We start from the raw sequence: 12,622 nt of genomic DNA on the forward strand, positions 1-12,622 counted from the left end.
ATGTATCTTGATAGTGAAGATGAAAGTATTTTAAATGGTGAATATGGAGAGACAAGGCAGAAGATGATGGAAATTCTTCTTGCACTTGGAAAAGTATTCAATGCAGAAAATCTTGTACCCATAACAAGTGCACAGATTAGTGGTGCATCCTATAAGACTATAGGAGAATGGGGGCTTGAATGGCTAAATAACCTTGATGCACGTGTTGCTGTTCCTTCAATTTTAAATCCAATCGGAATGCCGCGTGAAAGCTGGAGGGATATTGGAATATCAACAGAGTTTGCAGAAAACCAGAATAAGGTAATAAAAGCCTACAAGCGTCTTGGAATAAAAATGGAGTGTACATGCACTCCATATTATCTTAATATTACAAATTATGGAGATCATCTGGCATGGTCAGAGTCATCTGCTGTATCATATGCCAATTCAGTGATTGGAGCAAGAACCAATAGAGAGGGAGGCCCTTCTGCACTTGCGGCCGCAATGATTGGTAAAACACCCAATTATGGTCTTCATCTCTTCAAAAACAGAATGCCTGAAATTACAATTGAGGTTGAATCCGGCAGTGGTGTTCACAGCGGGCATTATGGCGCAATAGGTTATCTTGCAGGAAAAATAGCAGGAAATAAAATTCCCTTTTTGACAAACATCCGTCCGTCAAGAGATCAGCTAAAAGCCCTTGGTGCAGCTATGGCGGCATCCGGAGCTGTTGCACTATACCATGTAAAGGGCATCACTCCTGAAACAAAGCTTCCTACATTTAAAACAGAACCTGTTGAGAAGGTTGTTATTGAACAGTCCGAAATTGAAAGTCTTTTTGAGAAGTCTGATGTTGATGCTGTTGCAGTTGGATGTCCGCACTGTTCACCTGATGAGTTATCCCGTCTTGCATCTCTTCTTGAAGGCAAAAAAACTACGAAAACCTTCTTTGTCTTTGTAGCTAAGGGAGTGAAGGATTCAAACATGGGATATGTCAGTAAAATCGAAAAGAGTGGTGCAAAGGTTGTTGAAGACACCTGCATTGTAGTATCTCCGGCGATGGATGTATTTGACACAGTAATGGTTGATTCAGGAAAAGCATTCGCATATGTTCCAAATATGTGTGGATGCAATGTAAGAATAGGAACACTTGAAGAGTGTGTTTTAGCCGCAACAAGTTAAAAAAATATGAAAAATTAAAAATTTATAAATTCAAAATTAAAAAATAATATTTAAAGTAAGCTATCCCAAAATTAAATCTCCGGAATATCGTTTGCATCAATATTGTATACTTTTGCAAAGAATTCCGGATAATAACGCATTTTTGCAATTCTTAAGCCATCAATCCCAAGATCTGATTCTCTGTTTATGTAATCATATTTGCCTGAAACAAGTCTGGCAACCTCATTGTTAATAACCTTATAATTTCCTTCACAGTCAGGCAGGCCTTTTTCATAATGAATTACTATTGTATCTTTGTTTAATTCTTCATATATTGAAATAGCACTTATTTCGTTTTCGTTTTTTAAAAGCAATCCACAAAGGCCAAGCTGTTCAAAATGTTTTACTGAATAAATGGTTGCATTTTTTTCATAATTCATAATAGGGTTTTTTTTGCACTCTTTCCATTCACACCATTTAAAAAAAAAATCAATGACATCCTGAACGGATTCTGAGGTCATAGGTTCGGTTGTATAATTGCATCTCTTTTTAAAGCTGTTTATGTGTTTTCTGATATTTAGAAATTTTTTTCCGGGGAGTTTTGATAAAATATCTGTTTTATAAACGTAATCATAGTAATCCCTATCTGATGAAAGATTAATATCCGGATATAAAGCGAGGATTCGGGCTTTTGTTTCTTCGTCAAATATCTGATATGCAAGCGGGTGATTTGTTTTTTTTGCAAGTTTTAGAACCTCTTTTAAAAGATTATCATCATAAATTCCAAAAGGACCTCGAAAAGAGGTTTTATTTTCTATTGTACTTGAAATAACCAGTGCGTCATTATTGGTATAGTATTCATATTGTGCATAGTCATTCCAACACACCATATTTGTAAAGGTGTTGTCGCTGTGCTGTATTGGAAATCTTTCATAAAAGGATTTAAAAAAATTTCTGTCATCCAGTGTTACCGGTTTAAAATCACTTATATCAAGCATGCTGTTTCATTTCCTGTATATCATAGGGATATAATTCTCCATAACAAAAAAACCTTCAGATTTATAAAATCCGGACGTTTCAGGCTCAGCTATTAATCCTATCCATGTAAGTCCTTTTGATTGAGCCTCTTTAACAAGAGTGTTCAGGATACATTTCCCAATTCCAAGTTTTCTGTAATCTTTTTTGACAACAAGGTCCTGTATGTATCCGTCTGAGACTCCGTCAGATATTATTCTTCCCATACCTATTGCCGAATTTGTTGATTTATCTACAGCCACTGCAAATATAAAGCTCCCCTTAATTAAACTTCCAATTTCTTCAGGATTCCAGGATTCATCCCACCAGTTGCCATCCCTGTAGAGTTCAACAATCTCTGTTTTATCCCATTTATTAACAATTGTTATCTCAAAATCTACATATTTTAAATTCATTATTTCCAGCCTGCATTTCCTGATTAAATATGATTATCTTTGAATTTACATGAAAGTCACTTCGTAACTTACATGAGACCGTGTATGAAATATAATTTCATGGACGTTTTTAATTAATAACTTAGAGATTAAGTCTTATTTTTAATTATTATCTTTTTTCATTCCCTTTCTTATCATTTGTTCAATATTTGTTTGAAATTTTCTGAATTTTAATTCATAATGTCCTTTTAATCACTGATATTATATGAATAATTACATGTAACAGGTAAATTCTGATGGCCTTTTAAAGGTCATCAATAACTATTATAGAAAATATATTGTATTGTATCTTTGAAGGTTCAGTGATAGTATGGAAATTTTAAACAATTCAGGCTCAGCGCTATTGGTTCTTGGATGTCCTCAGGTTCCTGTTCAGACGACATCTGTTTTGTATATTGCCGCAAAGCTAAAAAAAGCCGGTATAAAGACCGTTGTTGCAGGAACCCCTGCCGCCAGACTGCTTATCAAATATGCTGATTTTGACGGACATTATATAGACGAGATAAAGGATTTGGATTTTATAATCGATGCAATAATAGAAAAAGGAGAGAAATATCCTTTATGCTTTGTTTTCATTCACAATGATGCAGGTGTATCATATGCCGCAACAATGGATTCCATAATGAAATCTGTTTTATATCCTGTTATTTTTGGAAGTGATGCCGATGAACTGTCTACTCAGATTACATTTGAATGCGAAAAGATATCTGTGCCGGCAACTCACAATCCAAAACCTCTGATAAATGAAATAAACAAGGTGATAAAATGGGATGCCTAGATAAGCTTCCGTATGAGGTAATTTTGAGAAACGTAAGTTTTTCCGAGTGCAGAGAATATCTTAAGAAAAATTACAAGGAAGTCTATACAGTCTCTCCCGGTTACAAAATATTTGATGTGCATATAATAGGTGTACCTCCTGTAACAATTGCTCTTGATGATGACATAGTTATATTTCCATATACAAAGCCTTGTCATGGAACCTTTCTGGTAAAAGTTTCAAGTGAAGAGGAATCAGTAAAAATTAGAAAAAATCAGATTAAAAAATGAATTTAATCTCTGTTTTTGCCATAGCGGCAGGACTTGCAATGGATTCATTTGCAGTTTCTGTGTCATCCGGAACAACAAAGATTAAAGGCAAATTTAGAGCGGCTGTCGTAATTGGTCTTGTTTTTGGATTTTTTCAGGGCTTCATGCCGGTATTGGGGTGGGTTTTAGGGATTAATTTTACTGGATTTATTCTGGATTATGCTCACTGGATAGCTTTTTTTCTTCTCTTCATAATTGGAATTAAAATGATTGAGGAGAGTGATGAAAAATTAATAGATATCCAAAATCCCTATGTTCTTTTGCTTCTTGGAATCGCAACAAGTATTGATGCTTTGGCAGTTGGTCTTTCATTTGCATTTTTAAATGAATCTGTATTATTCCCTGCATTTATTATTGGCATATTTACATTTGTTATCTCATTTTTTGGAGTATATCTTGGTGATAAACTCCAAAGTTCGACAGGAAGATATGCGACTTTCATAGGCGGGATTATTCTGATATTAATTGGGGTTAAAATAGTTCTTGAAAATAGCCTATAATATCCCTGAAACTTCATTAAATTCATGCTATTTTATGTTGTGCATTTTTTTCAGGATTGCAACGGAAATTCATTTAAAAGTAAAAAAGTATCTCATAACATATATCTAGCATGTCATTTATGATTAAAATCAAATATGATTTTTAAAATAAAGTGAATAAAAAATTAATTTCAGAAAGATCTTTAAGAACAGAATTGGTCTTATATTGAACATAAAAATTTCATATGACGGATCCTGAGAAAAGATAAGAAACTATTGGTATTACTATTACAAGCATCAGAGAAAAAGATAAGAATTTGATTTCTCCCGGTTTTAATTTCTTTTTTCCAACATGAAGAAAAGAGTCTTTACTATACCCTCTGCATAGCATACTTGTATAGGTACGTTCACCCTGTTCGTATGATCTGATAAATATTGTTCCAACTGTATATGCAAGAGTCCTTAGACGATAACTATATGGAAGCGATCTATTAAATGAATTAAAACATCTTGTATCAAATGAGTTTTTTACTTTTTCAAAAATGTCTGCAAATACAAAGAGGTACCTTATCATAAGACCTGTAATTAAAGCAAACTCAGAAGGAAGTCCGAGTCTTCTTGCACCTGTTAGCATGTCCTGCATAGTAGTTGTTGAAGATAAAAGTACTATGAAAGATATACAGACTATGAACTTTACAAGTAAAATTAAAGCAAATTCAACCGATTCCAAATAAATATGAATGTCGAGGGGAAGATCTATTATCGGTGTGAATATATCATAATAACGGTTTTTAAAAAAAATCTGAAAAATAATTATGAATATCCCAAATGGAAGAATCATAAGAATTCTTTTCAGATATGAGAAAAAACTTAATTTTGATAATATCCACAGTGTTAAAAAGAAAAAATAGAAAAAAATCCCTGGAATAATTATATCTTTGGAATATGGATATGCTACCATTGCAATTATTACAGAAAATACAATTATTATTTTTATCCGGGCATCCATATTGTGAATATAGCTGTTTCCCATCGCCTGGCGTTCTATAGAATACAGCTCTTCAATCATATTTTTTACCAAATGCTTTTAAAAAGGATTTTTCTGAGCTTTCGTAATTATAAGCCATTTTTATATCAATTCCATGCATTTGAAGGTTTTTTATTAACTTTGGAAGAACCGGGATATCCAGCCTTAAATCAGATAGTAACTCCTGCTGTGTAAAAATTTCTTCCATACTTCCCTGTGCGACAATCTGCCCTTTATCCATGACATAAATATAATCTGCAATCTCTGAAACAATGTCTATATGGTGAGTGGAGAAAATAACAGTCATTCCATATTCTTCAGGAAGACGGTTTACAAACTGTGTAAGGTCTGCAACACCTCTTGGATCAAGTCCTGCTGTTGGTTCATCCAGAATCAGTATCTGAGGTTCCATTGCAAGAACACCTGCAATTGCAACCCTTTTTTTCTCACCTCCGCTCAGGTGGTGCGGTGGTCTGTTTCGTAAATCCTCTATATCCAGAATTCTTAGGACTTCATTGACCCTGTGTTCAATAGTATGTTCATCCAGACCCAGATTTGTCGGTCCAAATGCAATATCTTGTTCTACTGTTGGAGAAAAAACCTGATCATCAGAGTTTTGAAATACAATTCCTACTAATTTTCTGATTTCTTTGATGTTTGATTTTGTTATCGGCTCTCCTCTGATTAATATTTCTCCTGAAGTGGGTTTAAGGATGCCATTAAAATGTTTAAAAAGAGTACTTTTTCCCGCACCGTTTGCACCAATTATTGCTATACGCTGTTTTCTGCCTGCAATAAAGTTTACATTTTTCAATGCATCTATATTTTTATTATAGGTATGTGTGAGGTTTCGTGTTTCAATCAGGTGCATAATATAAAAAAGTTGGTTTTTTAAGATTTTGAGGCTTTTGATGTGAGTGCCCAGGTTGCCCCAAGAACAAGTGCGAATGTAATGAGGACACCAATGATAAGTGCAATTATATCACCTATTTTCCCTGCGCCTTCCATTGAATAGTCAGGAAGCGGGGATTCATACTCAAATGTTCCTGAGCCTATTGCCTCTGCATCCCCGTCTTCAGGAGAAGCACCTGTTAGTGTTTTTTCGCCCTGTACTACAAAGGCTGTGCTTTCAAGACCGTCCGGGTCACCCGACGCCAGGAAAACTGCCAAAACTCCAATAACAATTGCAAGAATAATTCCTGCTATCATAAATGTTTTATTGTCAATCATGCGGCAACCCCTCCTGCTGTTTCAGCTTCCATAAGATCTGGTCTTGTGGTATGAATGAGGTATATAGCGCCGGCTGTGATACTTCCTTCAATTATTCCTATTAATGCATGGTATGTACCCATTGCAATAATACCCGGGACCAGAGGGAAAGTACCTGCAATGAACATCTCAATAGCGCATGCAAGCGCCGGGATTAAACATGCCATCCATGCTGCAATTCCGGCAGATGCGTAACAGTTTCCAATTGCTGCTTTAATCCCTTTAAATGAGTAATAACCAACAAATCCACCAATGACTCCCATATTTATGATATTGGCGCCCATTGTTGTAATTCCACCATCACCGAATATTACTCCCTGAATTATAAGAACTATTGAAAGTATGAATACTGCCGCATAAGGTGAACCTAATACTATAGCTGCAAGTGCACCTCCGACAAGATGTCCGGAAGTGCCCATTCCGACTGGCAGATTGAATGCCTGAATGGCAAAGATGCCTGCCGCAAGTACTGCTATTAATGGCATTTTTTCTTCATTCAGCTCAGTTCTTGCCCATTTTAGAGCAAGTGCGACAAATATTATCGCAATAATCCAGTATACCGCTGCCTGTGGTAGCGGAATAAAAGCATCAGGTATGTGCATAATCCATCAACATTTTATGGTGTGATATTTATGAATATAAGTGTTACTAATTGTGATGTTCAAAAAATCATTTTAGATTAAATTTGTATATTTGACAAGTTTTTAAAAAATCAAGTGAAATAATTATTAATTCATCAAATTTATTAGAAAAGTTACCGAAAAATCCTAACAATTACTCCATAATTGAAAAAGTAAAAGAAAAAAAATATTAGGCGGATATTTTTCATAAAAACACTCTTGGAATATTTTTTTATTTTTTCATGTGAATGAGAACGTAATTTTCTGTGAAAACTTTTTTTTGTGTAATATCCTGTCTTTGCCAGTTAATCTTTCGAAGTGCATTATTACCCAATAAATATCAAAAATAATCATTATAGAATTTTACAGTTGGGACATATTTGTATGCAAAACATCAGTTTTATTTTTTTAATGCCAGAGTCATTTAGAATTTAAGCTCAGAATGAAGTTAATTTTGGAAATATTTTCAAAAATTCCTGGAACTGTCAAATTTAATTCTTGCACAATACAATATATTTGATGGATGTGGCAAATTTTAGGTAATATGTTTTTTGAATATTGAAAACAAATGATCTCTTAATGGCAAAGTTCGATGTAATTGAGCTGGATTCTAATCAGCCATTCAGTCTTGATAAAACATTATCCTGTGGGCAGGCTCCCCGATGGTTTTTTGATAATGGCTGGTGGTATGGGATAATAAGGGAATCTGTTGTTAAAATACGGCAGGAAGAAAATGAATTGCATTTTACTGGAGCAGACGCTGAATTCATATATGATTATTTTTGTCTTGATTTAAATTTAGAAAATGTCTATACAAGACTTAAAGGTGATAATTACGGAAAAGAGGCAATTGAAAAAAATTACGGGCTTAGACTGGTAAATCAGGATGCATGGGAATGTCTGGTTTTTCAGATGACTGTAAATAAAATTCGTACAAAATCATCAAGTGACAGGATAACAAGAGTCTCTTCAAAACTTGGAAAAGAAATTGAATTTGAAGGAAAAAAATTCTTTTCTTTTCCAAGACCTCAGGAGATTTTAGAGGCAGGCCTTCCTGCGCTTAAATCCTGCAACATCAGTTACTTTGCTGATAATATCCTGATGGCCTCAAGAAAAGTCGTTGAAAACCCATTGTGGGAAAATGAAATTTATTCGGCGGATTATGAAGCAGCTGTTGGTATTCTTACGGATTTTAAGGGCATCAAACACAGGGTTGCCGAGTGGATACTTCTTTTTGCATTTAAAAAATACGAAGCATTTCCTGTTGATGCACATATAAGAAAAATATTTGCAGCCAATTACTTAAAAAATGTAAATCTTGGAACTCCAAAGGATGATAAGTTTGATGATACAATAAAAGAGGTTGCTAAACGAAATTTCGGCGAATACCGAGGATATGCCCTGGAATATATTTTTTGCTCACAGGATTAATAAAAAAAATCAGAAAAAACTATCTTTTTAGATTTAACTTAAATCTAAAAATTCTGCGACAGAATTTGATATTTTAAAAATTATATGATTTAAAATGAAATTGAATTTTTTATTTCATTGCAAAATTTTTCTGCTTTTTCTTTGTCATTTGCTTCAACAAACAGTCTCATAAAAGGTTCTGTTCCGGAAGGTCTTAAGAGTGCCCAGGAATCATCTCTGTTGATTCTGATTCCGTCTGTTTCATCAACCATTTCATTTGAAAAGACAGATTTTATCTTTTTTAAGACACCTTCCGGATTTTCAGTGAATACCTTATCTCTAAGCATATGTCTTTTTGGAAGTTCTTTTCTCAATTCAGAGAGTTTTTTTCCTTCAGATGTCAAAAGTGCAACCATTGCGGCCGCAGACATACCTCCGTCACGGCAATGCTGGAAATTTGGAAAGATCAATCCTCCGTTTCCCTCTCCTCCGAATAAGACATTTTCACCTTTTGCTTTTAGTTCCAGCATTTTACGTGCAACATAAATGCTTCCAACCTTTGTATAAACCACTCTGCAGTTTGTCTCTTTTGCAATATCTTCTACAATACGTGATGTGCTTACAGGAGTTACTACAACTCCGTTTACAGAATCTTTGCAGAAATATCTCTGCATCAAAGCAAATTCATCATTTTCTTCCAGATATTCCCCATTATCATCGACAAATACAGCCCTGTCCGCATCTCCGTCATGTGCAACACCAAATGCAGAGTTTGTTGATATAACAAGTTCTGATAAACCCTTCAATCCTTCAACTGAAGGTTCCGGAAGTCTGCCCGGAAAAGTCCCGTCACAGCGGCCGTTTATAGTGTGGACTTTACATCCGAGTTTTGAGAGAATTAAAGGGGTTGTAAGGCAGGCAGGACCGCTTCCGGGGTCGGCGGATATTGTCATATCAGAAATTAAAGAGGGATATTGTGCGGCAACTTCGTCTATATATTCATTGATCATGCCATGAGACTGAGTTTCTGTTCCGGCATTTGACCATTCCTGTACTTTAAATGATTCTGAAAAGAGAATATTTTCAAGCATTATTGTCTGCTCATCATCCATCTCTGTTCCGTCTGTATCAATTAATTTCACACCGTTGTATTCAGGAGGATTATGTGATGCTGTAATCATTGCGCCGGCGTCAAAGTGTTTTTTTACAAGATACTGAAGAGCAGGTGTTGGAAGTATGCCTACGTCTACAACATTACATCCGGCAGAGATGAGTCCTGATTTTAAGGCATTAATGAGAGCAGGGCCTGATGTCCTTGTATCCATCCCGACAGCGACAGTCCCCTGTCTCATTGCCCCAAGAGAAAGACCAATTTTTAAGACGAGTTGCGGATTCATGGATTCTCCAATAACTCCGCGAACACCGTTTGTACCAAAAAGCTGTTTTTTTAATTGTTTTTCAGACATTAATACACCAATTTTCTGTTTGAAAGTAATTTGGTTTCAATGAAGATATTTTATTTGTTCCTGATGTTCTTTTGTTTGTTGATAATGTGGCAGGTTAAGTGCTCGAGTTCTTTTACTGTATCTTAGATATTGCATTATAGAGTTTATATGAAAATTAAGAAAACAAAATAAGGCAGGGAAAAGGAAAAAGGAAAAGAACAAAAAAAATGAAATCAAAAATAAGAATACTGAACAAAAATGGGAAAATTCAGGTTGAAAAAGGGGTTATTCAACAAGTTCTTTTCCGGCATCGTGAAGTTCAGCTTTAAGTCTGTCAATTGCATTCATCATTGCCAGAAATGCTTCCTGCCTGTGAGAAGATATTATTACAAGATAAGTTAAATCCCCCCCGGCGTTAATTCTTCCAGTACTGTGATGGAATTTGGCGTTTAAAACTCCGGGTACTTCTTTTACTTCCTTTTCAATATCACTTATTATCTTTTCAACACTTTTTTTGTCATTAAAGTCAAGGTGTGTTGTCCTTGTATCTTTTGTATATTCCCTTACAATTCCATTAAATGAGAGGATTGCACCGGCATGAGGCATATCTGTTTCTGATTTGATTTTTTTGATAATTCCCTGCATAGTATAGTAATCATCAAATTTTTCAAGTGAATTTATTATCTCATCAACATCCGGGTTTTTCATGATAACGTTATCTAATTCAAGTTCTCCAAGAACAATTTTTTTGAACCCCTCGTCTTTGAATCCTTCAATAATAGCATATTCAATACCTGCGTCTGAAAACAAATCCAGAATGTCTGAAAGTTCATTGCTATTTATAGCAACCATTGATTTATTGGAATCAAGACCGCCGACAACATAGGCACCATGTTCATAGTGGGTGGTTGTATCTTTTCCCTTTGGCATCTCAAAATTATGATGGCCCATATGTTTTATGACGCCTACTTTTTTTGGAAACATCAGGACCATTTTATCCAGAAGTTTGTGAATCAGAGTTGTTTTGCCTGAATTTGAATGCCCTGTCAGATGAATAATTTTCATTTTTGTATCTCCTTTTACAATTCGCTTTGTTGACTTTTATTTTCTTCAGCTTCACTTTTATTATCTTTAGTTATTTCGTCTTTATTATCAGATGTTTGTATATTATCGGGTGGGTGTGTATTGTCAGATGAATCAGATGATTGTCGCGGTTGTCTTATCATTGATGCGGCTTCTGCAACACTTCTCATTACATCAGTTATTCTGTCCTCAGTTTCGATTTCGTCATCAATATCTACAGATGTTCCTTCAATTTCCAGAAGGAATCTTGCAACTTCACTTGATTCAAATAGTATGTCATCAAGTTCATCTGCTGTAAAAAAACCACATAGTGCACCGTAAAAAAAAGTTGCACCTGATTTTTTAACTTTTTTCTTAAAGGAGCTTCTTGCCTGGTTTACTGCCTGCGGAGAATATGTGTCTGTCATAAATGGAACAAGTTCGGGGAGGTTTTCTCCGATAAATGTCATTTCTGCGCCTCCACGTGTTGAAAAATCAGCGCAAAGCCGGGCAATGGCCCATTCTCTTGCAGTAATATATGTATGTTTTCTCAGAAATGTATTGATTCTTTTGTATGCGGCACCATCAACTTTTTTGAATTTTTTATATTTGTTTATTCGCTCCTTTTCTTCTTCTGTAAGCTTTCTGGGGAGAGGGGGTGCGATATATGTCTGATTATTATTGATTTCAGAATCATAGGTATCATCTGAATTTGGAGTGTTATTTATATCTGGAGTAATGTCCATATCTGGTTTTAAATTACCATAACTTTCTGCTTCATCGGCAATTACAGGTTTATTAATTTCAAATTCTTCGTTTAAATTCACATCTGTATTTCCTTTAGAATCATCATCATCGTCATTTTTGTTCATTTTAGTCCTCTTATATCATCTTAATAAAGTATATTTGTTAATTCTGTAAATGTTATTTCTTTATTTTATCATTTAATTGCATTTTAAACCAGTATTAAATTTATTAATTTTGGATAATTTTAATTATAGATTATGATTCAATTCAGTTTCTTATGTATAGCATCATATGGTTTATACAATTATTGTTATGAAATTTTCCCGGACAATTTATGAGAAAAATAATGAAAGTCTGGATTTTTTTCTCTTTAAAATAGAATCTGATTAAGAAAAGAGACTATTATATCTCATTATTTTCTCTCATAAATGAATCCAAAAAAGAATCTGCTATAAAAAATAATAATTTGCTATAATATTCACATCTCAGGTGTGTTATTGAGGGCACTAATAAACAATAAGAGTGATTTTAGAGTGATTAAGGAATAAAAAAAGAGTATTTTTTTGTTTTTTAATGATGAAAGAGCTGATAATGGTAAATGAGGGGGAACCTGTGTGCGCAGATATTATGCGGACAGAACGTAGACCTAATAAAGAAGAAATCCTCAAAGTTCTTAATCGGTGAATTAATGGAATTTCTGAACTTTTTTGTATGCTCTAAAAAATTTTTTATTGCAGATTTACATGCAAATATGTCCCAAATGTCAAATTCAATAACGATTATTTTTGATATTTTTGGGAATAATGCACTTCAAAAGACCAAGTGGCAAAGTCAGGTTATAATCCTCTCTAATTTTGGAATCGGCCTC

14 protein-coding genes are annotated in these 12,622 nt (G+C 34.4%); 5 read left to right on the top strand and 9 right to left on the bottom strand.

The features are described 5' to 3' along the window. Window positions 1-1,161 (top strand): aconitase X catalytic domain-containing protein, encoded by a 1,161-nt coding sequence (locus tag L1994_RS03880; RefSeq protein WP_278100373.1) that lies wholly within the window; start codon window positions 1-3, stop codon window positions 1,159-1,161. Between the two features lie 71 nt (window positions 1,162-1,232). Here the strand turns inward: L1994_RS03880 and L1994_RS03885 are convergent, their stop codons facing one another. Together L1994_RS03885 and L1994_RS03890 are read right to left on the bottom strand one after the other, a co-directional pair. After that, window positions 1,233-2,138 carry a DUF2156 domain-containing protein gene (locus tag L1994_RS03885; protein WP_278100374.1) on the bottom strand — a complete coding sequence of 302 codons (906 nt, stop codon included), beginning with the start codon at window positions 2,136-2,138 and terminating at the stop codon, window positions 1,233-1,235. Between the two features lie 6 nt (window positions 2,139-2,144). Then, complete coding sequence (locus tag L1994_RS03890) at window positions 2,145-2,570, bottom strand: GNAT family N-acetyltransferase (RefSeq protein ID WP_278100375.1); 426 nt, start codon at window positions 2,568-2,570, stop codon at window positions 2,145-2,147. 349 nt (window positions 2,571-2,919) lie between these two features. Between L1994_RS03890 and L1994_RS03895 the strand changes: the two genes are divergently transcribed. From L1994_RS03895 to L1994_RS03905, 3 genes are read left to right on the top strand one after another with little or no spacing between them, the layout of a single operon-like run. Then, window positions 2,920-3,387, top strand: coding sequence for a DUF1890 domain-containing protein (locus tag L1994_RS03895; protein ID WP_278100376.1), 468 nt, complete (start codon window positions 2,920-2,922; stop codon window positions 3,385-3,387). After that, entirely contained in the window at window positions 3,375-3,656 is a 282-nt protein-coding gene (locus L1994_RS03900; protein WP_278100377.1) for a DUF1894 domain-containing protein, read from the top strand. The genes L1994_RS03895 and L1994_RS03900 overlap by 13 nt, the downstream gene beginning before the upstream one ends. Continuing rightward, complete coding sequence (locus L1994_RS03905) at window positions 3,653-4,195, top strand: manganese efflux pump MntP (RefSeq protein ID WP_278100378.1); 543 nt, start codon at window positions 3,653-3,655, stop codon at window positions 4,193-4,195. Before L1994_RS03900 ends, L1994_RS03905 begins: the two co-directional genes overlap by 4 nt. Before the next feature lie 220 nt (window positions 4,196-4,415). Here L1994_RS03905 and cbiQ read toward each other — a convergent pair whose 3' ends face one another. From cbiQ to cbiM, 4 genes are read right to left on the bottom strand one after another with little or no spacing between them, the layout of a single operon-like run. After that, window positions 4,416-5,243, bottom strand: coding sequence for a cobalt ECF transporter T component CbiQ (gene cbiQ / locus L1994_RS03910; protein WP_278100379.1), 828 nt, complete (start codon window positions 5,241-5,243; stop codon window positions 4,416-4,418). After that, complete coding sequence (locus L1994_RS03915; protein WP_278100380.1) at window positions 5,236-6,072, bottom strand: ATP-binding cassette domain-containing protein; 837 nt, start codon at window positions 6,070-6,072, stop codon at window positions 5,236-5,238. Before L1994_RS03915 ends, cbiQ begins: the two co-directional genes overlap by 8 nt. Before the next feature lie 20 nt (window positions 6,073-6,092). Beyond that, on the bottom strand, window positions 6,093-6,431 hold the full coding sequence (locus L1994_RS03920) for a PDGLE domain-containing protein (RefSeq protein ID WP_278100381.1): 339 nt from the start codon (window positions 6,429-6,431) through the stop codon (window positions 6,093-6,095). Continuing rightward, the gene (cbiM, locus tag L1994_RS03925) at window positions 6,428-7,072 is read right to left on the bottom strand and encodes a cobalt transporter CbiM (protein WP_278100382.1); all 645 of its coding nucleotides are present in this window, start codon (window positions 7,070-7,072) and stop codon (window positions 6,428-6,430) included. The genes L1994_RS03920 and cbiM overlap by 4 nt, the downstream gene beginning before the upstream one ends. A 597-nt stretch (window positions 7,073-7,669) precedes the next feature. On the opposite strand from cbiM, the gene L1994_RS03930 reads away from it, so the two are divergent. Continuing rightward, window positions 7,670-8,521 carry a DNA-3-methyladenine glycosylase family protein gene (locus tag L1994_RS03930; RefSeq protein ID WP_278100383.1) on the top strand — a complete coding sequence of 284 codons (852 nt, stop codon included), beginning with the start codon at window positions 7,670-7,672 and terminating at the stop codon, window positions 8,519-8,521. 89 nt (window positions 8,522-8,610) lie between these two features. On the opposite strand, the gene glmM is transcribed toward L1994_RS03930, so the two are convergent. From glmM to L1994_RS03945, 3 genes are all read right to left on the bottom strand, one after another. After that, the gene (gene glmM / locus L1994_RS03935; RefSeq protein WP_278100384.1) at window positions 8,611-9,966 is read right to left on the bottom strand and encodes a phosphoglucosamine mutase; all 1,356 of its coding nucleotides are present in this window, start codon (window positions 9,964-9,966) and stop codon (window positions 8,611-8,613) included. Window positions 9,967-10,230: 264 nt separating this feature from the next. Next, complete coding sequence (mobB, locus tag L1994_RS03940; RefSeq protein WP_278100385.1) at window positions 10,231-11,010, bottom strand: molybdopterin-guanine dinucleotide biosynthesis protein B; 780 nt, start codon at window positions 11,008-11,010, stop codon at window positions 10,231-10,233. 14 nt (window positions 11,011-11,024) lie between these two features. Beyond that, window positions 11,025-11,879, bottom strand: coding sequence for a DUF5806 family protein (locus tag L1994_RS03945; protein ID WP_278100386.1), 855 nt, complete (start codon window positions 11,877-11,879; stop codon window positions 11,025-11,027). Window positions 11,880-12,622 lie beyond the last annotated feature (743 nt).

This window comes from Methanomicrobium antiquum (assembly GCF_029633915.1).
In the GTDB taxonomy this organism is placed as follows: Archaea; Halobacteriota; Methanomicrobia; order Methanomicrobiales; family Methanomicrobiaceae; genus Methanomicrobium; species Methanomicrobium antiquum.